The sequence below is a fragment of the Microbacterium enclense genome (assembly GCF_004022425.1).
GTDB lineage: Bacteria > Actinomycetota > Actinomycetes > Actinomycetales > Microbacteriaceae > Microbacterium > Microbacterium enclense_A.
The window spans coordinates 1-20,171 of sequence record NZ_RBZY01000003.1; the positions used below are offsets into that span (position 1 = coordinate 1).

At 69.7% G+C, this 20,171-nt stretch carries 22 protein-coding genes, 1 tRNA gene, 1 other RNA gene and 1 pseudogene; 12 read left to right on the forward strand and 13 right to left on the reverse strand.

Annotation, left to right across the window (positions count from 1 at the left end):
* Together D8Y23_RS16655 and D8Y23_RS01085 are read left to right on the forward strand one after the other, a co-directional pair.
* A pseudogene (locus D8Y23_RS16655) lies at nt 1–870 on the forward strand (hypothetical protein); the annotation flags it as partial.
* A 121-nt stretch (nt 871–991) separates the two neighbouring features.
* Nucleotides 992–1,495, forward strand: coding sequence for a DUF3145 domain-containing protein (locus tag D8Y23_RS01085; protein ID WP_128216334.1), 504 nt, complete (start codon nt 992–994; stop codon nt 1,493–1,495).
* Nucleotides 1,496–1,639: 144 nt separating this feature from the next.
* Here D8Y23_RS01085 and D8Y23_RS01090 read toward each other — a convergent pair whose 3' ends face one another.
* The 6 genes from D8Y23_RS01090 to aceE all read right to left on the reverse strand — a co-directional run bounded on the left by D8Y23_RS01090 (nt 1,640) and on the right by aceE (nt 9,275).
* A complete protein-coding gene (locus D8Y23_RS01090) occupies nt 1,640–2,878 on the reverse strand; it encodes a beta-ketoacyl-[acyl-carrier-protein] synthase family protein (protein WP_128216335.1) in 1,239 nt (412 codons plus the stop codon).
* Between the two features lie 65 nt (nt 2,879–2,943).
* Nucleotides 2,944–3,192 carry an acyl carrier protein gene (locus D8Y23_RS01095; RefSeq protein WP_128216336.1) on the reverse strand — a complete coding sequence of 83 codons (249 nt, stop codon included), beginning with the start codon at nt 3,190–3,192 and terminating at the stop codon, nt 2,944–2,946.
* Between the two features lie 76 nt (nt 3,193–3,268).
* On the reverse strand, nt 3,269–4,273 hold the full coding sequence (locus D8Y23_RS01100; protein ID WP_128216337.1) for a beta-ketoacyl-ACP synthase III: 1,005 nt from the start codon (nt 4,271–4,273) through the stop codon (nt 3,269–3,271).
* Nucleotides 4,270–5,190: an ACP S-malonyltransferase gene (locus tag D8Y23_RS01105; RefSeq protein WP_128216338.1), complete on the reverse strand. Its 921-nt coding sequence runs from the start codon at nt 5,188–5,190 to the stop codon at nt 4,270–4,272. Before D8Y23_RS01105 ends, D8Y23_RS01100 begins: the two co-directional genes overlap by 4 nt.
* Nucleotides 5,191–5,272: 82 nt before the next feature.
* Nucleotides 5,273–6,460 carry a PucR family transcriptional regulator gene (locus tag D8Y23_RS01110; protein ID WP_128216410.1) on the reverse strand — a complete coding sequence of 396 codons (1,188 nt, stop codon included), beginning with the start codon at nt 6,458–6,460 and terminating at the stop codon, nt 5,273–5,275.
* An 88-nt stretch (nt 6,461–6,548) separates the two neighbouring features.
* The gene (gene aceE / locus D8Y23_RS01115; RefSeq protein WP_128216339.1) at nt 6,549–9,275 is read right to left on the reverse strand and encodes a pyruvate dehydrogenase (acetyl-transferring), homodimeric type; all 2,727 of its coding nucleotides are present in this window, start codon (nt 9,273–9,275) and stop codon (nt 6,549–6,551) included.
* 222 nt (nt 9,276–9,497) lie between these two features.
* Between aceE and D8Y23_RS01120 the strand changes: the two genes are divergently transcribed.
* Together D8Y23_RS01120 and D8Y23_RS01125 are read left to right on the forward strand one after the other, a co-directional pair.
* Nucleotides 9,498–10,193, forward strand: coding sequence for a DUF1345 domain-containing protein (locus tag D8Y23_RS01120; protein WP_128216340.1), 696 nt, complete (start codon nt 9,498–9,500; stop codon nt 10,191–10,193).
* Nucleotides 10,194–10,323: 130 nt separating this feature from the next.
* Nucleotides 10,324–10,626, forward strand: a complete 303-nt coding sequence (locus D8Y23_RS01125) for a hypothetical protein (protein WP_128216341.1) — start codon at nt 10,324–10,326, stop codon at nt 10,624–10,626.
* A 97-nt stretch (nt 10,627–10,723) separates the two neighbouring features.
* Here D8Y23_RS01125 and D8Y23_RS01130 read toward each other — a convergent pair whose 3' ends face one another.
* The 4 genes from D8Y23_RS01130 to D8Y23_RS01145 form a co-directional block, all read right to left on the reverse strand.
* On the reverse strand, nt 10,724–10,903 hold the full coding sequence (locus D8Y23_RS01130) for a hypothetical protein (RefSeq protein WP_128216342.1): 180 nt from the start codon (nt 10,901–10,903) through the stop codon (nt 10,724–10,726).
* A 16-nt stretch (nt 10,904–10,919) separates the two neighbouring features.
* Nucleotides 10,920–10,992: transfer RNA gene (locus D8Y23_RS01135), tRNA-Val, on the reverse strand.
* A 25-nt stretch (nt 10,993–11,017) separates the two neighbouring features.
* Nucleotides 11,018–12,256: a hypothetical protein gene (locus D8Y23_RS01140; protein ID WP_128216343.1), complete on the reverse strand. Its 1,239-nt coding sequence runs from the start codon at nt 12,254–12,256 to the stop codon at nt 11,018–11,020.
* The gene (locus D8Y23_RS01145; protein WP_128216344.1) at nt 12,253–12,588 is read right to left on the reverse strand and encodes a hypothetical protein; all 336 of its coding nucleotides are present in this window, start codon (nt 12,586–12,588) and stop codon (nt 12,253–12,255) included. Before D8Y23_RS01145 ends, D8Y23_RS01140 begins: the two co-directional genes overlap by 4 nt.
* A 76-nt stretch (nt 12,589–12,664) precedes the next feature.
* Here D8Y23_RS01145 and D8Y23_RS01150 point away from each other — a divergent pair, with 76 nt between their 5' ends.
* The 3 genes from D8Y23_RS01150 (at nt 12,665) to rnpB (ending at nt 15,504) form a co-directional block, all read left to right on the forward strand.
* Nucleotides 12,665–13,393, forward strand: coding sequence for a zinc ribbon domain-containing protein (locus tag D8Y23_RS01150; RefSeq protein ID WP_128216345.1), 729 nt, complete (start codon nt 12,665–12,667; stop codon nt 13,391–13,393).
* A gap of 6 nt (nt 13,394–13,399) precedes the next feature.
* Nucleotides 13,400–15,112, forward strand: coding sequence for a bifunctional 3'-5' exonuclease/DNA polymerase (locus D8Y23_RS01155; RefSeq protein WP_128216346.1), 1,713 nt, complete (start codon nt 13,400–13,402; stop codon nt 15,110–15,112).
* A gap of 28 nt (nt 15,113–15,140) precedes the next feature.
* Nucleotides 15,141–15,504, forward strand: an RNA gene (gene rnpB / locus D8Y23_RS01160) — RNase P RNA component class A.
* Nucleotides 15,505–15,512: 8 nt separating this feature from the next.
* On the opposite strand, the gene D8Y23_RS01165 is transcribed toward rnpB, so the two are convergent.
* Together D8Y23_RS01165 and D8Y23_RS01170 are read right to left on the reverse strand one after the other, a co-directional pair.
* On the reverse strand, nt 15,513–15,827 hold the full coding sequence (locus tag D8Y23_RS01165) for a hypothetical protein (RefSeq protein WP_128216347.1): 315 nt from the start codon (nt 15,825–15,827) through the stop codon (nt 15,513–15,515).
* A 105-nt stretch (nt 15,828–15,932) separates the two neighbouring features.
* Nucleotides 15,933–16,172 (reverse strand): hypothetical protein, encoded by a 240-nt coding sequence (locus tag D8Y23_RS01170; protein ID WP_128216348.1) that lies wholly within the window; start codon nt 16,170–16,172, stop codon nt 15,933–15,935.
* Between the two features lie 119 nt (nt 16,173–16,291).
* On the opposite strand from D8Y23_RS01170, the gene D8Y23_RS01175 reads away from it, so the two are divergent.
* The 3 genes from D8Y23_RS01175 (at nt 16,292) to D8Y23_RS01185 (ending at nt 17,416) form a co-directional block, all read left to right on the forward strand.
* Entirely contained in the window at nt 16,292–16,642 is a 351-nt protein-coding gene (locus tag D8Y23_RS01175) for a hypothetical protein (RefSeq protein WP_128216349.1), read from the forward strand.
* 88 nt (nt 16,643–16,730) lie between these two features.
* On the forward strand, nt 16,731–17,045 hold the full coding sequence (locus D8Y23_RS01180; protein ID WP_128216350.1) for a hypothetical protein: 315 nt from the start codon (nt 16,731–16,733) through the stop codon (nt 17,043–17,045).
* 59 nt (nt 17,046–17,104) lie between these two features.
* A complete protein-coding gene (locus D8Y23_RS01185) occupies nt 17,105–17,416 on the forward strand; it encodes a DUF433 domain-containing protein (protein WP_128216351.1) in 312 nt (103 codons plus the stop codon).
* A 286-nt stretch (nt 17,417–17,702) separates the two neighbouring features.
* On the opposite strand, the gene ppgK is transcribed toward D8Y23_RS01185, so the two are convergent.
* Nucleotides 17,703–18,488, reverse strand: coding sequence for a polyphosphate--glucose phosphotransferase (gene ppgK / locus D8Y23_RS01190; RefSeq protein ID WP_128216352.1), 786 nt, complete (start codon nt 18,486–18,488; stop codon nt 17,703–17,705).
* A 98-nt stretch (nt 18,489–18,586) separates the two neighbouring features.
* Between ppgK and D8Y23_RS01195 the strand changes: the two genes are divergently transcribed.
* The gene (locus tag D8Y23_RS01195) at nt 18,587–18,799 is read left to right on the forward strand and encodes an SPOR domain-containing protein (protein WP_128216353.1); all 213 of its coding nucleotides are present in this window, start codon (nt 18,587–18,589) and stop codon (nt 18,797–18,799) included.
* A 27-nt stretch (nt 18,800–18,826) separates the two neighbouring features.
* On the forward strand, nt 18,827–20,167 hold the full coding sequence (locus D8Y23_RS01200; RefSeq protein ID WP_077051485.1) for a glutamine synthetase family protein: 1,341 nt from the start codon (nt 18,827–18,829) through the stop codon (nt 20,165–20,167).
* Nucleotides 20,168–20,171: the final 4 nt, after the last annotated feature.

Genomic DNA, 20,171 nt, shown 5'->3' on the forward strand with positions numbered 1-20,171 from the left:
CCCGCCGCGCGCCGCTCCCGGCCCGCCGCCGTACGTGCCCGCGACCGGCGCCGCCGACGGCTGGTCATCGGCATCCTGGCCGCCGCCGTGGTGGGTCTGATCGTGGCCGCGGCGATTCCGCTCACGCACCTCGTGTCCGCCTGGAACGCCGAGACCCGCCGCGCGTCCATCGACCTGGCGGGCTTCGACCCCGGTTTCCTCATCGACGACGCGGACTTCTACGACGGGAATGCGATGGATGCCGACGGCATCCAGGAGTTTCTCGACGACAAGGTCGGAGACTGCGCCAACGCCTCCTGCCTGAACGTGCTGCGCGTCGACCTGCCCCCGCGCGACGCGATCGTGTCGCCGGACACCGGTGAGACCGTGTGCGAGGCGTACGACGGCGGGCAGCTCACCGCGGCGCAGATCATCGACCGGGTGCAGCGAGCGTGCGGGATCTCGGCGAAGGTGCTGCTCGTCACGCTGCAGAAGGAGCAGAGTCTCGTCTCGGGGCGCCTCGCGCGCGCACCGTCCGCCCGGGCACTGGGGGCCGCCATGGGCGCGCGGTGCCCCGACGATGCGGCGTGCGATCCGGGCCAGGCGGGCTTCGCCGCGCAGGTGGCGCAGGGAGCGACCGACCTCAAGACCTACCGGGCCTCGCAGTTCATGCGGCAGCCGGGGACGCACTACATCGCGTACTCGCCCGACCCCGCGTGCGGGGGCACCGACGTCGAAATCCGCAATCACGCCACCGCGGCGCTGTACAACTACACGCCGTACCAGCCGAACGGTGCGGCGATCGCCGCTCGGTGGGACGAGGGCGACGCCTGCTCGACCTACGGCAACCGCAACTTCGCGCTGTACTGGAAGCTCTGGTTCGGCGCGTGAACGGCGGAATCACAGTGTTGTGATTTCGTTATGAACCGGCGATAATGACCGAGACAACCGAACAGCCGCCACCGCTCTCGCGCAGGTCGTAGGGGAAGACGTACCTGACGAAGGAGAGACCATGGCGACCACGTCTTCGCGCGGAGTGATCCTCATCCACTCGGCGCCACGCGCGTTGTGCCCCCACCTGGAGTGGGCGGCGGGACGCGCTCTCGGCCGTGCGGTGAACTTCGACTGGTCCGACCAGCCCGTGCTGTCCGGCAGTCGGCGCGCCGAGTTCTACTGGGAGGGTCCCGTCGGCACGGGCGCGGCCCTTGCGAGCGCCATCCGCGGATGGGAGCACCTGCGTTTCGAGGTGAGCGAGGACCCCACCCCGCGCAGCGATGGCGGCCGCTGGATGCACACGCCGGGGCTCGGTATCCACTATGCCCAGACGGATGCCGCCGGCAACGTCGTCATCGGCGAAGACCGCGTGCGCTACGCCATGGAGGTCTCGGCCGGTGACGCGTTCGAACTGCAGCGCGAGCTCGACGTCGCCCTCGGGTCCGCGTGGGACGACGAGCTCGAACCCTTCCGCCACGCCGGCGACGACCAGCACGTCGTCTGGCTGCACAAGGTCGGGTGAAGATGTCGGGTGGGGGAGGCGCCACTACCGGAGGCCGGTGACCGCTTCCCGGTACCGGGACCGCGTATCCCTCACTCGATGAAACACCGAACGCCCCCGTCATCCCCGCCGCAGTCGGGGGATGCCGGGGGCGTTCGGCCGTGATCAGACGGAGGCGATCGCGACGACGGCGTTGTGTCCGCCGAAGCCGAAAGAGTTGCTGATGGCCAGCTGATCGCCCGAGCCGAGCTCGACGGGCGCGCCGGAGATCGCGAACGGCACCTCGGGGTCCTGCTCGGTGATGTTGATCGTGGGCGGGGCCACCCGGTTCTTCAGCGCCAGCACCGTGAAGATCGCCTCGAGGGCGCCCGTGCCACCCAGGAGGTGGCCCGTGGATGCCTTGGTCGCCGACACCGGGATCTCGTCGACGCGGTCGCCGAACACGGCGCGCAGCGCCTGGTACTCGTTCGGGTCGCCGACGGGGGTCGACGTGGCGTGGGCGTTGATGTGCGTGACGTCGTCGGGCGACGCACCCGCCATCTCCAACGCCATGCGCACGGCACGGGCGGCACCGCGGCCCTCGGGGTCGTTGGCGGTGATGTGGTACGAGTCGGCTGTGACGCCGCCGCCCACGATCGTGGCGTAGATCTTCGCCCCGCGGGTCTTCGCGTGCTCCTCGGTCTCGAGGATCAGCACACCGGCACCCTCGCCCATGACGAAGCCGTCACGGTCGACGCTGCCGGGACGCGACGCGGTCGCGGGGGAGTCGTTGCGCTTGGACAGCGCCTGCATCGACGCGAATGAGGCGATGGTGATCGGGTGGATCGCCGACTCGGTACCGCCGGCGATCACGACGTCCGCCAGACCGTCGCGGATGTGCTGCACGGCGTTGACGATGGACTCGGTGCTGGAGGCGCACGCGGACGCCACGGTGCGAGCGAACGCGCGGGCGTTGAAGTGGAGCGAGAGGTTGCCGGCCGCGGCGTTGGGCATGAGCATCGGCACCGTCATCGGCATGACCCGGCGCGGGCCCTTCTCGCGCAGCGTGTCCCACGCGTCGAGGAGCGTCCACACGCCGCCGATGCCGGTGGCGAAGTCGACGCCGAGGCGGTCGGGGTCGATGTCAGGGGCCCCGGCGTCCTCCCACGCCTCCTTCGCCGCGACCATCGCGAGCTGCGACGAGGGGTCGAGACGCTTGGCGACGGGACGCTCGAGGACGGTCTCGGGCCGCACGAGCGCCTCGGCGGCGAAGGTGACGGGCAGCTGGTACTGCTCGACCCATTCGTGCTCGAGGGTGCGCGCGCCGGATGCACCGGACAGCAGCGCGTTCCAGCTCTCGGGTGCCGTGCCGCCGATGGGCGAGGTGGCACCGATACCGGTGACGACGATGCGGGGTGTGCTCATGCTGGAATCCTTGGTGCGGCCGGAAAGGTCGTGACCGGTGGGGGCCGCAGCCCCCACCGGGAGAGTCAGGACTGGTTCGACGAGATGTACGTGACGGCGTCACCGACGGTCTTGAGGTTCTTGACCTCGTCGTCGGGGATGGTGACGCCGAACTTCTCCTCGGCGTTGACGACGATCGTCATCATCGAGATCGAGTCGATGTCGAGGTCGTCGGTGAACGACTTCTCGAGGGCGACCTCGTCGGCCGAGATGCCGGTCTCGTCGGTGATGAGCTCGGCAAGGCCGGCGAGAACCTCGTCGTTGGTGAATGCCATGATTTCTCCTGTTGTTGGGGGCGGGCCCGGGGAGTCGTCCCGAGCCCCGATCAGTCTAGAGTTCGACGACGCTGCGTCAGGGGAGGACGACGACCTGCGCGCCGAAGACGAGACCGGCGCCGAAGCCGATCTGCAGGGCGAGGCCGCCGCTGAGCTCGGGGTGTTCCTCGAGCAGTCGGTGGGTGGCCAGCGGGATCGAGGCGGCCGAGGTGTTGCCGGTCGTCTCGATGTCGCGGCCGATGACGACGGACTCCGGCAGACCCAGCTGCTTCGCGAACTCGTCGATGATGCGCATGTTGGCCTGATGGGGCACGAACGCCGCCAGGTCGGAGGGCTGGATGCCGGCGGCCTCGATGGCCTGTCGGGCGACCTTCACCATCTCCCAGACGGCCCAGCGGAAGACGGTCGGACCCTCCTGGCGCAGGGTCGGCCACGGTGCGGAGCCGTCGCGGAACTCGGTCAGCGTCGCGTTCATGCCGACGGCGTCAGCCTTCGAACCGTCGGACCCCCAGATCGTGGGCCCGATGCCGGGGGTGTCGCTCGGGCCGACCACGACGGCCCCGGCGCCGTCGCCCAGAAGGAAGGAGATGCTCCGGTCCGTGGGGTCGACGATATCGCTGAGCTTCTCGGCGCCGACGACGACGACGTGCGTCGCGAGACCGCCGCGGATGAGGGCGTCGGCCTGGGCGACGCCGTACGCGAAGCCAGCGCAGGCGGCATTGACGTCGTAGGCTGCGGCCGGGTTCGCGCCGATGCGGTCGGCCACGATCGCCGAGGCGGACGGCGTCTGCTTCGGGTTGCTGATGGTGGCGACGATGACGGCGTCGATCGCGCTCGGCTCCACGCCCGACTTCTCGATGGCCTCGCGGGCGGCGTCGGATGCCAGGTCGATGGCATCCGTTCCCGAGTCGGCGCGGACGCGCGTGACGATGCCGGTCCGCTGACGGATCCACTCGTCGCTGGAGTCGATCGGCCCGACGAGGTCGTCGTTCGGAACGTAGTTCTCACCGCGGGCGGCGCCGTACGCGTAGATGCGCGTGTGGGCCGGTCCCTGCAGCTGGCGGAGGGTGGGGGTGCTCATGCCTGCTCTCCCTTCAGGAGTGCGACGGCCGCGTCGAGGTCGTCCGGGGTCTTGACTGCGACGATCGGGGTTCCGCGCAGTGCGCGCTTGGCCAGGCCCGTGAGGGCACCGGCGGGCGCGAGTTCGATGATGCCGGTCACACCGTGCTCGGCGAAGGACGACATGCTGAGGTCCCAGCGCACGGGCGAGGCGACCTGCGAGACGACGAGGTCGACGGCCCGGCGACCGTCATCGACGACGGAGCCGTCCGAGTTGGTCCACAGCGTGGTCTCGGGGGTGGATGCCGTGACATCGGCTGCCGCCACGCGCAGGGTCTCGACGGCGGGCTCCATGAAACGGGTGTGGAACGCGCCCGCGACCTGCAGCGCGATCACTCGAGAGCCGCGCGGGGCCTCGGCCGCGAGGTCGGCGAGGGCGGACAGCTCACCGGCCGCGACGATCTGGCCGCCGCCGTTGTAGTTCGCGGGGGTCAGGCCGAGGTCGGCGAGACGGTCGAGCACGGTCTGCTCGTCGCCGCCCACGACGGCGCTCATCCCTGTCTCGACGGCTGCCGCGGCCTCGGCCATCGCGCGACCGCGGATTCCGACGAGCCGCAGGGCGTCCGCCTCGGACAGGACACCGGATGCCGCCAGCGCGGCGAACTCGCCCACGGAGTGGCCGGCGATGCCGTCGGCACCCCGGCCGGCGCGGTCGCGCAAGACGTTCCATGACAGCAGGCTCGCCGCCACGATGAGGGGCTGCGCGACGCTGGTGTCGCGGATCCGGTCGGCATCCCATTCGGTGCCGGCGGCGAGGAGGTCGACGCCGGCGTGCTCGGACGCTTCGGCCAGACGCTCACGCGTCCCGTCCATCTCGAGCCACGGGGAGAGGAAACCGGGGGTCTGCGAACCCTGCCCGGGGAAGACGGCGATGATCACCGTCCCATCCTGTCAAGGATCGGACCGCCTGTTCTGGAGATATCGGCACAAGAAATCGGCGTGTCTTTGTGCGCGCCGTGCATCAGCGCGAGGCGGCGGACCGCCGTGGCGCCGAACCGCGGCGGCGCGTGGCCTCGGTTCCCATGGATCCGAGGATGAGCGCGGTCTGCAGGATGAGCGCCTCGCGGGGGCCCGTGGCATCCCACCCGATGACCTCGGACACGCGCTTCAAGCGGTACCGCACCGTGTTGGGGTGGACGAACAGCTCACGCGCCGTGGCCTCGAGCGATCGGCCGTTGTCGAGGTAGCTCCACAGCGTCGCGACGAGGTCCGCGCTGTGCGCCTGAAGCGGTCGATAGACACGCTCGACGAGGGTTTGCTTCGCGACCGTGTCGCCGGCGAGAGCACGTTCGGGGAGGAGATCGTCGGCCTCGACGGGACGCGGGGCGTGTCGCCACGCGCGAGCGACGGCGAATCCGGCGAGGGCGGCGCGGGCGCTCTGTCCGGCATCGACGAGCGCGGCGACGGCGGGGCCGAGGACGAGGTGGCCGGAACCGAAGCCCGGCTCGAGGCGCTTCGCGATCTCGGTGAACGGCAGCTCCCCGGCGTCCTCGCGTCCGCGGACCGGAAGGTCGGCACGGCCCACCACGAGCACGAGCCGCGACCCTTGCACGCCGATGAGCACGTCGACACCGAGTTTGCGCGACGTGCGCCGGACGTGGTCGACGTCGAGCTGCGGGGGAGTCGTGCCGACGAGCACCGCGACCTCGCCGTGACCGTGCCACCCGAGGGCAGCGATGCGGCTGGGGAGTTCGTCGTCGGCTTCGCCGGTGAGGATCGAGTCGACGACGAGGGCTTCGAGGCGCGCGTCCCAGAGTCCTCGGGCTTCGGCGGCGCGCGCGTAGACGTCGGCCGCAGCGAAGGCGACCTCGCGCGAGTACGACAGCATCGCCTCGCGCACGCGTTCGCTGCGACCCGCAACGCGTTCCTCCATGACCTCGACGGTGACGCGGACGAGCTGGAGGGTCTGGGTCAGGCTGACGCTCCGGAGGAGCTCGCGGGGTGCCGCGGCGAAGATGTCGGCGGCGATCGCCGGGGTCGACGCGGGCTCCTCGAACCACTGCAGGAACGAGGTGATACCCGCCTGCGCCACTAGCCCGACCGCGGAGCGGCGGGCCGGTGGCATCTCGGCGTACCAGGGCAGCGTCTCTTCGAGCCGCTGGATCGTCGCGGTCGCGAGGTCGCCCGAGATCCGGCGCAGCCACGCCAGGGTCTCGGCCTTCTCCTCGGCGGCCCGGGAGGAAGCGGTCGACCCGCTCCCTCCCGAACCGTTCGCGTCCGCGCGATCGGTCACGCGATCAGGCCTCGCCGCCGGCGTTTCCGCTCGTGCCGGCGTTGACGTCGTGCAGGCGGTACTTCTCGATGGCCTGCGCGATCACCGAGCGGTCGACCTTGCCCTCGTCCGCGAGTCCCTGCAGGGCGCGGACGACGAGCGACGGACCGTCGATCTTGAAGAAGCGACGCGCCGCGGCACGCGTGTCCGAGAACCCGAACCCGTCCGCACCCAGCGTCAGGTAGCGCTGCGGAACCCACTGACGGATCTGGTCCTGGACGGCGTGCATCCAGTCGCTGACCGCGATCACCGGGCCCTCGGCATCCCGAAGCTTCTCGGTGAGGTACGCCGTGCGGGGCTCGGCGTCGGGGTTCAGGAAGTTGTGCTCGTCGGCGGCGAGGCCGTCGCGGCGCAGCTCGCTCCACGAGGTCACCGACCACACGTCGGCGACGACGCCCCAGTCGTCCTTCAGCAGACGCTGAGCCTCGAGAGCCCACGGCACACCCACACCCGAGGCGAGCAGCTGCGTGCGCGGACCGTCGCCCTCGCCCGACGCGACCCGGTGGATGCCGCGGACGATCCCGTCCACGTCGACGCCCTCGGGCTCGGCCGGCTGCACCAGCGGCTCGTTGTAGACCGTCATGTAGTACATGACGTTCGGGTCGGGGTGCTCGCCGCCGTACATGCGCTCGATGCCCGAGCGCACGATGTGCGCGATCTCGTACCCGTACGCGGGGTCGTACGACACAGTGGCGGGGTTCGTGGATGCCAGCAGCTGCGAGTGTCCGTCGGCGTGCTGGAGGCCCTCACCGGTCAGGGTGGTCCGGCCGGCGGTCGCGCCGATGATGAAGCCGCGCGCCATCTGGTCGCCCGCCGCCCACTGGGCGTCGCCCGTGCGCTGGAAGCCGAACATCGAGTAGAAGACGTAGACGGGGATCAGCGGCTCGCCGTGCGTGGCGTACGAGGTGCCGGCCGCGGTGAACGCCGCGAGGGCACCCGCCTCGTTGATGCCGACGTGGATGATCTGACCCTCGGGGCTCTCCTTGTAGGCCAGGAGCAGCTCGCGGTCGACCGACGTGTAGTGCTGACCCTTCGGGTTGTAGATCTTCGCCGTCGGGAAGTACGCGTCCATACCGAACGTGCGCGCCTCGTCGGGGATGATCGGCACGATGCGGTGACCGAAGCCCTTGACCCGCAGCAGGTCCTTGAGCAGGCGGACGAACGCCATGGTCGTGGCGACCTCCTGCGTGCCCGAGCCCTTCTTCGGCAGCGCGTACGCCTGGTCGCCGGGGAGCTCGAGACCCACGTGGGTCGTGCGACGCTCGGGCAGGAACCCGCCGAGCGCGCGACGACGCTCGAGCATGTACTTGATCGTGTCGTCGTTCTCGCCGGGGTTGTAGTACGGCGGCTGGTAGGGGTTCTCCTCCAGCTGCGCGTCCGTGACCGGGATGTCCATCGCGTCGCGGAAGGCCTTGAGGTCGTCCAGCGTCAGCTTCTTCATCTGGTGGGTCGCGTTGCGGCCCTCGAAGTGCGGACCGAGGCCGTAGCCCTTGATGGTCTTGGCGAGGATGACGGTCGGCTGGCCCTTGTGCTCCTTGGCCGCCTTGAACGCCGCGAACACCTTGCGGTAGTCGTGGCCACCGCGCTTCAGGCCCCAGATCTGCTCGTCGGTGTAGTCCTTGACGAGCTCGAGGGCACGCGGGTCGCGACCGAAGAAGTGCTCGCGGACGTACGCGCCGTTCTCGGCCTTGTACGTCTGGTAGTCGCCGTCGGGGGTGCTGTTCATGAGGTTCAGCAGCGCGCCCTCGGTGTCGCGGGCGAGCAGGTCGTCCCACTCGCGACCCCAGACGACCTTGATGACGTTCCAGCCGGCACCGCGGAAGAAGCTCTCGAGCTCCTGGATGATCTTGCCGTTGCCGCGCACCGGGCCGTCGAGGCGCTGCAGGTTGCAGTTGATGATGAACGTGAGGTTGTCGAGGCCCTCGTTCGCGGCGACCTGGAGCTGGCCGCGGCTCTCGACCTCGTCCATCTCGCCGTCGCCGAGGTAGGCCCAGACGTGCGAATCGGCGACATCCTTGATGCCGCGGTTCGAGAGGTACTTGTTCGACATCGCCTGGTAGATGGCGTTGATCGGACCGAGACCCATCGACACCGTCGGGAACTGCCAGAACTCCGGCATGAGACGGGGGTGGGGGTACGACGGGATGCCGTTGGGGGCAGCCGACTTCTCCTGGCGGAACCCGTCGAGCTGCGCCTCGGTGAGGCGGCCCTCGAGGAACGCGCGGGCGTAGGTGCCCGGGGAGGCGTGGCCCTGGATGAAGATCTGGTCGCCGCCGGACGGGTCGTCGAGGCCGCGGAAGAAGTGGTTGAAGCCGACCTCGTACAGCGCGGCCGACGACGCGTACGTCGAGATGTGGCCGCCGACCCCGATCCCGGGACGCTGCGCGCGGTGGACGGTGACCGCCGCGTTCCAACGGATCCACTTGCGGTAGCGGCGCTCCAGCTCCTCGTCACCGGGGAACTCGGGCTCGTTCGACTGAGCGATGGTGTTGATGTAGTCGGTGGTCGGCACCATCGGAACGCCGAGGTGCAGATCCTTCGAGCCCTTGAGCAGGCTCAGCATGATCTCGCGCCCGCGTGCGGGGCCCTTCGCCTGGACCAGCTGCTGCAGGGATTCCTGCCATTCAGCGGTCTCTTCCGGGTCGCTGTCCTGCGGCCCCTGCGAATACGGATCCTGGTCGTGAACAGTCACGGAAGACCTTTCGTCGTCTGGCAGGTCATGCCAGAGAATCGCCATACTCGTGCGGCAACCCTTGTCTGCTCCGCACAATTCACCACCGTCCAGCCTAGTCAGTCGAAGCCGCGCCGGATGCGCACGAGGAGCCGGAACGAGAAGGGATGCCTCGGCGGCGAGGCATCCGTCCGTCTCCGCGTCGCGCCCGGCTCGCGACGCGCCGAGGTCTAGCCTGAGCGCGTGACCTCCAGCGAGCACGCGGCATTCCGCACCCGGCCGGAGCACCGCTGGCCGGTGTTGATCTGCCTGGGCCTGGGGACGTTGCTGTATGCGGTGCTCCCGAGCGACGTCTCGGGGGCGCTGCGGTACGTCGTCGTCGGGGCGAGCGTGTTGTGCGCGATCCCCATGCTGATCGCCCACCCCACGCGGTACGACCGGGATTCGCGCGTCGGGCGCGGGTTCGCCCTGGCCTTCGTGACCGTGCTGCTCGCCGCGAACCAGGTCGCCTTCGTGCTGCTCGTGCACCAGCTCCTCGCGGGGCAGGGGACCGGAGCCGTGACCCTGCTCGGCGCCGCGCAGGTGTGGGCGATCAACGTCATCGGCTATGGCGCGGTCTATTGGGAGATGGACCGCGGGGGGCCGGTCGCCCGACGCCGCGACCCGCGCGACCAGCTGCCACCCGCCGACTTCCAGTTCCCGCAGGATTCCGACGGGGATGCCGTGAGCGAGGTGAAGCGTCGGTCATCGAACGCGGCGGACTGGGCGCCGGGCTACATCGACTACCTGTACTTCTCGGCATCCAACGCGATGGCCTTCAGCCCCACCGACGTGATGCCCCTGAGCGTCCGCGCGAAGCTGTTCATGATGGTGCAGGCCATCACGGGGTTCGTGCTGCTGGCGCTGGTGATCGCGCGGAGCGTGAACATTTTGAGCTGAGGTTCGGGGCGGCGCGGCGGTGGGAACGTCTACCGGCACGTGCTCACGGTGCGACACCCGCGGACGAACGCGATTCGGTCGAGAGTCAAGCGGGGATGCGTTCGGTCTTCTCGCGATTACGGTTCAGCCGATGAAGCTCCTTCCCTCACTACGCGCGATGGCGCTCGGGGTGGCTCTCCTGGCCGCGTCGGTAGCCGTCATCATGGTGATCGCCGGCCCCACCTCGGCTGTGGTCGTCTCGTCGTCGATCTCGGTCAGCGCGCTCGTCGCCGCGTCGGTCGTGGGTGAGGGTCGCTGGGCGCGCGCATATCGACGGAGCGTCCGAGCCGGATTCCAGTCGCGCTGCAAGGTGTGCGGGGTGAAGGTGCCGCGCGGCGATGCCGTGTGCTCACCCGAACACCTCGAGGAGTACGAGGCCCGCACGGCCTGGTGAGCACTGAGCTGCCGCAGCGGTATGTGCCGCGAAGGGTCGGGACACGGGCGCGGTAACCCTCCCCGATACGTCGTTCTGGCGGCGACGCGTTCGCGGGTCAGCGCTCGGCGTTGCGCCCCCTGCGCCAGAGCAGGACGAGCCCGATGGCAGCGATGATCACCACTCCGATCGAACGACGGGGGAAGTCGCCCGCAATGACCTCGGAGACGGCGATCACCGATCCCCCGACGAGGGCGACCGACACGAGGATGATCCCCGCCCAGCGTCGCCCACTCATGGTGTGAGGCCATCGGTGGGCCCTGCCGGGATCGAACCGACGACATCCACGGTGTAAACGTGGCGCTCTACCAGCTGAGCTAAAGGCCCTGGATGCCTCGAGTCTAGCCGGGCCTCACGCGAACGCCTCGGCGCACAGCGCCACGACGCTGTCGAAGAACGCACGGGTCGGATCTGTACGGAGCGGGTGGATGCCATCCTCCGGCGGCCCGACCCTCTGCCAGGTTCCATCCGTGGCAACGAGGTCGTGGAGCGAACCGCCGGGGCGCTGGACGAGCACGTCCGTCCCGCCCTCGGCGACCCGGCGGTCGATGTCATCCATGGTGGCCGACGCGTCATCCCCGAACGGCCAGAACGGCGCCAGCCCCACCCACGAACACAGGAAACGGGGGAGCTTCTCGGCATCCATCACCGCCACGAAACGGTCGGACTGGTCGACGGGAGTTCCCGCCTCCTGCTCCGCCACGGTCGGGTCGTGCACCACGACCACGCGCCCGCCCGACGCGACATATGCGACCAGAACCGCGTCACGATCGCCTCGGCGTACCCGGGCGGCGAGCACCTGGGTTGCGCGGAAGAGCGCCTGCCCGACCACCGCGCCGTCCGCGGTCAATCGGTCCCGCTCGTCGATGAGACCCGCCTCACGGAGCCGCTGGGCGACCTCCGTGCCGCGCGACGGACGGGGCAGGATGCCGTGCGACGCACCGATCCGCGCCTTGCCGACGCCACGGATCAGCGCCGTCCGCTCGTCACCGGTGAGACGCGGAGCTATGGAGACGAAGGCGGCGGACGACGGAAGGACGGGGAGCGGGAACCCGGCGCGAGTGGACAGGGCGCGTTCGATGGCGACCGCACCTTCCCCGCGCGCAGCCTCGAGGACGGCGTCGGGCGGCGCGCGAAGAACCACCTGCGCGGCGATCCAGTCGAACGTCGACCCGAGTACGTGAAGCTGCGACGGAACCGCGCGGGCGACGAGAGAGACGTGCTCGCGTCCCGTCGCCCACACGTACGTCACCGTGACGACGTCGACGGCGCCCTCTTCGGCCACCACCGTGAGGCGATGGGCGAGGGATGCGTCGGACTCGACCGAGTAGTCCCACCCATCCGCTCCCGCCACAAGAGCGGAGGGATGCCGCTCGCTCGCGGCCCGCAAGACCCCTAACGTGGCGTCGGCCAGCGGGGCCGAGCTCGGCGTCGCGAGCAATTCCACGGTCGGCGAAAACCCGCCCGCGGCGCGGTAGGTGAGGAGGAATCCGCCCGTCGCGGTCTCGGTCGCGGCGAACGAATCCGGGTACCGGAGCTCGGCGGATGTCGACGCCGCGGACAGCACTGCGGGTGCGGAGCCGCGCGTCATCGCTGCGCCTGCTTCACTGCATCCGGATCTCCGCGGAGAACGCGGAACCACGAGGGAAGCAAAAACCTGGGGAGCCAGAAGAAACCGACGAGTGCCACGAGAAGCGGGATCACGGCCACGATCACGAGGGCCATCGCCGCGGGGCGCGAAATGTCGTCGATCGCCATGGCCAGCGCTGCGATCGTAAAGGCCGATCCGAGCCAGAGCCAGGCGAAGCCCATCGTGCTGCCGTAGCCCCGACGCACGCGGATCCAGCCTTTCCACGCGCCGCTGTACGCGACGACGCCCATCACCACGAAGACCGGACCGATCAGAGCTGCGAGCGGATTCACACCGAGATCCTCTCCACGGGGAACCTCCACGGTATCCGGAACACCGCTGTCGCACCCCCGGGGTAGCGTGGAGTCCGTGAACGCCGACCCCGCCGACCAGCGCAAACTGCTCGACCTCGCCGACCTCGACGCCCGCATCCACCGCGACGAGCACGTGAAGGGCAACCCGCCGCAGGCCGCGAAGGTGCGCGAGCTCATCGCGCAGCGGTCGACGCTCTCGCAAGAACTGGGTGATCGAGCGAACGTCCGCGACGACCTCAAGGCCGAGCTGGCCCGTGTCGAGTCCGACGTCGCGGTCGTCGACGCCCGGGTGAAGCGCGACTCCGAGCGTCTCGCCGCGTCGACCAACGGCAAGCAGGCACAGGGCTTCGAGGCCGAACTCGCCTCCCTCGCGCGCCGCAAGAGCGACCTCGAAGATGCCGAGATTGCCCTCATGGAGCAGCTCGAAGCGGCCGACGCCGCGGTCGCCGAGCAAGAGGCCCTCATCGCCGACACCAATGCCCAGGGCGCCGAGCTCAGCGCCGAGGCCAAGCGTGTCGTCGCCGAGGCCACCGATCGGCTCGACGCCGCCCGTCGTGATCGCGACGCCGTGGCCGGCGCCATCCCCGCCGATCTGCTCGGCCTGTACGAGCGCCTGGCCGCGCGCGGCAACGGCGCCGGGCTGCTGCGCGCCGGCGCCTGCGAGGCGTGCCGCATGGTCCTCCCGCCGAGTGACCTGGCCACGGTCCGCCGCGCCCAGACCGACGAGGTCGTGTTCTGCCCCGAGTGCGGCGCGATCCTCGTCCGCACCGAAGAATCGCGGTGACCCGCCCTGGCGTCCTCCTCGACTGAGGTCGTCGTCGGGCTCACGGCATCTGGAACCATCGCCCTGAGCGACCTGGATGCCGACGGCTCCGTCGTCCGCACCGTCACGGTCGCGCGTGACGACCTGCCCGCCGCGATCCGCGACCGCGAAGGCGGGGGAGACGTCCGGTGGGTGTGGAGCGACACCCCCTCCTGGTACGGCGCGCTGCTGGCATCCGGGGTCCGGGTCGCCCGCGCGTGGGACCTGCGGCTCGTGCACGCGTTCCTCCGCGATGCCGAGGCCGTCGTCGACGACCACGGCCTGCGCGCTCATGCGGAATGGGATGCCACAGCGTCAGCGTCCGACGACACCGACACCCTCTTCTCCCTGGGCGCCGCGAGCACCGGCCCACCCGACGACTTCGACGCCGCGGCCGCCGAGTACCGCCGCCAGCGCGCCGCGATCACCTCCGCACGCACGCCCGGGGCGCTGCGTCTGCTCGCCGCGGCCGAGTCCGCCGGAGCGCTGATCGCCGCGGAACTGCACGCGGCCGGTCTGCCGTGGAGCGTCCCCGCCCATGAGGCCCTTCTCGCGGAACAGCTCGGCACGCGCGTCGCCGGGGGACTGCCGACGCGGATCGAACAGGCCGCGGCCGCGGTGCGCGACGCGCTCGGCGACCCGTCCGTCTCGCTCGACTCCCAGCCGCGCCTGCTCCGCGCGCTGCACCGCGCGGGGCTCCTCGTCGAGTCGACGAACCGGTGGGAGCTCGCCGAGCACGACCACCCCGCCGTCGCGCCGCTCATCGCCTACAAGAAACTCATGCGGCTCTACACCGCGAACGGCTGGGCGTGGATGGCCGAGTGGATTCACGACTCCCGCTTCCGTCCGGTCTACGTCCCCGCCGGAGTCGTCACCGGGCGCTGGGCGTCGTCGGGCGGAGGAGCGCTGCAGATTCCACGGCAGCTCCGCACCGCCGTCCGCGCCGACCCAGGCTGGACCCTCGTCACCGCCGACGTCGCGCAGCTCGAACCGCGCGTGCTCGCCGCGATGGCCCGCGACACGGCGTTGGCCGAGGCGGCGTCCGGTCGCGATCTCTACGCCGGAATCGTGGATGCCGGAGCGGTGGCGACCCGCGCCGACGCCAAGATGGCGATGCTCGGGGCCATGTACGGCGCGACCAGCGGCGAGAGCGGGCGCCTGGTCCCGCGGCTCCGGCGCACGTTCCCCCGCGCGATGGCGCTCGTCGACGATGCCGCGCGCGTCGGCGAAGAGGGCGGCCGCGTGCAGACCTGGCTCGGCCGCACGTCACCGCCCGCCGGCGACCTGTGGCGCGCCGTGCAATCTCGGGCCAGCGACGCCGAGGCATCCGGGGTGGACGAGACCCGGGCCCGCCGCGCCGCCCGCGACCGCGGCCGCTTCACCCGCAACTTCGTCGTGCAGGGCACCGCCGCCGAGTGGGCTCTCGCGTGGCTGGCCGACCTGCGCACGCGCCTGTCCGCCCTCGACCCTGTGGATGCCACGCGCTCCGCGCCCGCGTCGGGTCCGGCGTTCGCACGGGTTCCGCACCTGGCGTTCTTCCTGCACGACGAGATCGTCGTGCACACCCCGGTCGAACACGCAGACGCCGTCGCCGACGCGGTGCGGGAGTCCGCGGCATCCGCTGGCCGTCTGCTGTTCGGGACGTTCCCGATCGACTTCCCCCTCGACCTGCGGATCGGCGAGACGGCCGAGAAGGGCTGAGGGGCCCGCGTAGACTCGACGGTGCGAATGGGTCGGCTGGACGGTCGCGTCACGGGTTCGCCCGTGCCGAGGAACGTCCGGGCTCCACAGGGCAGGACGGTGGGTAACGCCCACCCGGAGCAATCCGCGAGACAGTGCCACAGAGAGCAGACCGCCCGCGCTTACTGCGCGGGTAAGGGTGAAAGGGTGGTGTAAGAGACCACCGGGGTCGTGGTGACACGGCCCGCGAGGTAAACCTCGTCCGGAGCAAGGCCAGACAGGGGATGACGACGCGGCTCGCCGAGTCCCCGGGTAGGCCGCTGGAGCGGCACGGCAACGTGTCGCCGAGAGAGATGACCGTCCACGGGGCTTCGGCCCCCGGACAGAACCCGGCGTACAGGCCGGCCCATTCGCGCCTCGGTCAGGAGTCCGCATCCACCGCGTCTGCCGCCGGCGGTTGGATGAGGGCATTCATGCCGGCGATGATCGCGCCCCATCCCACACAGAACAGCGGGAGTGATGCCGCGAACCACGCCAGAGCCGCAACCCATCCGTCCCCGACCGAAGCCCAGTCAGCGCTACCACTGAAAAGGGTGGTGAAGCTCAGGAGCCAGATGCGGCCGGCGGGACCGATCACGGCGCGCAGGCCCTCGACGAACGCCCACGCCCCGCCGAGCACCCCGATCGCGCCTCCGACGAGGGGCAGGATGCCGGTCACCAGGCGTCGCGATCCCATGCCGGTCATCCTAGGCGCGCCGAACGGGGTGCCTGTCTCCCGACGACGACGACGCCCCTGCCCGGCTCGAGAGAGCAGGACGGGGCCGACGCGGCATAGCGCGGGTCAGGCACCCGGGCCAGGGCCGTAGCCCGACGGCGGCGCGGGCGGCAGCATGCCGCCCCCTCCGTATCCGCGCCGGGCGCGCTCCTCGTCGGCGCGCAGGATCCCGTTCTTCACGGCGGTGCGCATGATGAGGTAACCGATCCAGATCGCGAGCGCCAGGATTCCGATGTAGACGATGATGCCGATGAGCAGGACGCCGAATCCCAGTCCTGCGGCGGCACCGCTGTAGTCACCGTTCACGATCTCCCCCCTTTTCTATCGCGTGTATGGATGACGCCGACACTAGGGGACAGGGGTTCGACGGCGCACCCTTCAACGACCCACCGCGAGAAGGCGCAGGACGCGGGATCATGGGAGGCATGACGGAGCGTCCGATCAGCATCCGCGCTCAGGTCGCACTGGCCGACCTGGCCGTCATCCTGCATGGGGGAACGCGCGACGACGTCGACCGGTGGGCGACGAAATACTCCTGGAGCGACAGCAAGCGAGACGTCGGTGTGCTCGTCGCGCTGACGGAACTGGCCGCGCGTGCCCATCCGGGCGAGAACGAAAACGAGACCGGAGGCAGTTCCCTTGCCGCCCAGCTCATCGCCGCGCAGAGGGCCGGCGACGACCCGGTCATCGACGCGCTCGTCCAGATCTGGGTGGAGAGCCCGCCGCCCACGCGGGCCGAGGTGCTGCACGAGCTGATCAGATTCCTCTCCCGCTAAGTGACGACGGACGAGGGGGCGACGGCGGTCCGGGCGAATTCCAGTGCGCCTCGGCGCGCACGGGGGTGCCCAGGAATATGGTGGAAACGTGCTCGGGCTCACTGACGAATACACCGTGCCGCTGTACTCCCAGGCGGAGGCGGCGCGGATCATCGGTGAGCCTGCGAACACGGTACGCAACTGGGCTCGCGGGTATGCCTATCGAACGACCGAAGGTCCGAAGACCGCGCTGAGCCTGATCACGGTTGCCGCACAGCCTTTCAGTCAGCTGTCTGTTCCCTTTGTCGGACTCGCTGAGGCGTACGTCATCGCCGCTTTCAAGAAGGCCGGAGTGCCGATGCAACGCATCCGCCCGGCCGTCGAGGCGATCAGAACCGAGATGGCACCGCGGAAGCCCTTCTGAGCGAGCGCCTCAAGACGGACGGTTCCGAGGTTCTCTTCGACTACGTCGTCGACGACGGGATGAGCAGTTCCGGTCTGGCGGTCGTCCGCAACAAGCAAGGCGTCATCCGCGAGGTCGTCAACGACTACCTTCAGACGATCTCGTTCGCGAACGGTCTCGTCGAGTCGTTCCGACCCATCCGGTATGGGGGAACAGTTTTTGTCGACCCTCGGATCAACTCCGGACGCCCGTCATTCGTAGAGACCGGGGTTCGAATCATCGATGTCGAGAACCGTGTCGCCGCCGGAGAGCCGCTCGACGAGGTCGCTGATGACTACGACCTGGACCCGCGCGAAATCCGCCACGTGATCGACGCGGGCCGCGCCGCCTGAGAAGCGATGACGGAGCCGCGATTCTTCATCGACCGAAGCCTCGGCGGGAAGATCATTGCGCGCCTCCTCCGTGCCGACGGCTGGGACATCGTCACGATGAGGGAGTTCTACGGCCGCACCGGAGAGCGCGTCAACGACGTCGCCCGCGTTCGTCGTCTACGAACGACGGATGTCGCGAATCATCCCCTGAGGTCGACACCGGGTGACGGCACACATGGAGTGCGAGCCCGCAGCCGGCCACGGCCGAGGATGACGAACGCCACGTTTGCGCGGAAGCGCGGGAGCGTCACTTCACTGCGGGGAGCGCCTCGGGAACGGCCACGGCGAGCGACGCCGCACCGATGATGCCGGCGTTGTTGCGGTGTTTCGCCGGGACGATCGGGGCCCGGAGCTTCAGCATCGGCAGGAACTCCTCGGAGTGCTTCGACACCCCGCCACCGACGACGATCAGGTCAGGGCTGAAGAGGAACTCGACGTAGTCGTAGTACCACTGCAGACGCTTCGCCCACTTCTCCCACGAGAGCTCGTCGCGTTCCATGGCCGAGTAGGCGGCGTAGCCCTCGGCATCCTTCTTGTGTTCGGCGCGCTGAAGGTGACCCAGCTCGCTGTTCGGGATGAGGACACCGTCGTAGATCATCGCCGAGCCGATGCCCGTGCCGAGCGTCGTGAGGATCACGAGGCCGTCGACGCCCTTGGCCGCGCCGTAGCGCACCTCGGCGATGCCGGCGACGTCGGCGTCGTTGGCGAAGTGGATGTCGCGTGACAGACCGTCCTCGAAGAACTTCTCGGCCTCGAAACCGATCCACGACGACGAGACGTTCGCGGCCGACAGTGTCCGTCCACCCTTCACGATGGCCGGGAAGGCCACGCCGAGGGGCAGATCCGCCGGCGCTTCGAGGGTCTGGAGGACCTCCTTGACCGCCTCGAGGACATCGGCGGGCTCGGCGCCCTTCGGAGTGTTCACTTTGACCCGGTCGCTGAGGAGCTCACCGGCATCCAGGTCGACGATTCCTGCCTTGATACCGGTACCGCCGATGTCCACACCGACCGCACGCGACGCATTCGTTGCCATGCCCCCCAGCCTATCCAGGCGACGGGTCCACATCAGTAGGATCGGGAGAGCGCCCGCCAGACGTCCGCTGCGGAGCGAGACCCATGCAAGGAGCGATCGTGAGCGACGAGAAGCACAAGTACTGGTACAACCTCGAGACCGGCAAGGTCGAGCAGGGATACGAGTCGCCGGCGATCGACCGCGCGGGCCCCTTCGACACGGCGGAAGAGGCAGCGCGAGCACCGCAGCTCCTCAAGGAGCGCGCGCAGAAGTGGGCCGAAGACGAGGCGCGCGAGGCCGACTGGGGCGCGGGCTCCGAGTCCGAGCGCTGAGTCACCCGGACCGAGACGAGGAGAACGATGGACAAGCAGCGCGATTTCGTCCTGCGGACGATCGAGGAACGCGGCGTGAAGTTCGTACGCCTGTGGTTCACCGATGTGGTCGGAACCCTGAAGTCGGTGGCGATCGCCCCGGCCGAGGTCGAGGGCGCCTTCAGCGAGGGTCTCGGCTTCGACGGCTCGGCGATCGAGGGCCTGACGCGCTCGTACGAGTCCGACCTGCTGGCGCACCCCGACCCCACGACGTTCCAGACCCTCCCCTGGCGCGGCGAGATCGACCCGACCGCCCGCATGTTCTGCGACATCACCACACCCGACGGCCAGCCCGCCGTCGCCGACCCGCGGCACGTCCTCAAGCGCACGCTGGCCAAGGCCGCCGACGCCGGGTTTACGTTCTACACGCACCCCGAGATCGAGTTCTACCTGCTCAAGTCGTCGCAGCTGGGTCCGGACGGACGCCCCGAGCCCGTCGACTCCGCCGGTTACTTCGACAACGTCCCCGGGGGCACGGCGCACGACTTCCGTCGACGCTCCGTGCGCATGCTCGAAGACCTCGGCATCTCGGTCGAGTTCAGCCACCACGAGGGCGGTCCGGGTCAGAACGAGATCGACCTGCGCTACGCCGATGCGCTGACCACGGCCGACAACATCATGACCTTCCGCACGGTCGTGAAGGAGGTCGCGATCGAGCAGGGCGTGTACGCGACGTTCATGCCGAAACCCCTCAGCGGCCAGCCCGGCAGCGGCATGCACACGCACATGTCGCTCTTCGAGGGCGACATGAACGCCTTCTACGAAGAGGGCGGCCAGTACCAGCTCTCCAAGGTCGGCCGTCAGTTCATCGCCGGGCTCCTCCGTCACGCCAACGAGATCTCGGCCGTGACGAACCAGTTCGTCAACTCGTACAAGCGGCTCTGGGGCGGCGATGAGGCACCGAGCTTCATCTGCTGGGGCCACAACAACCGTTCCGCGCTCGTGCGCGTGCCGCTGTACAAGCCGAACAAGGGCCAGTCGACGCGGGTCGAGTACCGCGCGCTCGATTCCGCCGCCAACCCCTACCTGTCGTACGCGCTCATGCTCGCCGCCGGTCTCAAGGGGATCGAGGAAGGCTACGAGCTGCCGCCCGAGGCGGAAGACAACGTGTGGTCGCTCACCGACGCCGAGCGTCGCGCGCTCGGCTACGCCCCGCTGCCGGCGAGCCTCGACCACGCCCTCGAGTACCTCGAGGAGTCCGAGCTGGTCGCCGAGACGCTGGGGGAGCAGGTGTTCAAGTACGTGCTCCTGAACAAGCGCCGCGAGTGGCAGCAGTACCGCGCGCAGGTCACGCCGTTCGAGCTGCAGAGCAACCTCGAGGCGCTCTGACCCC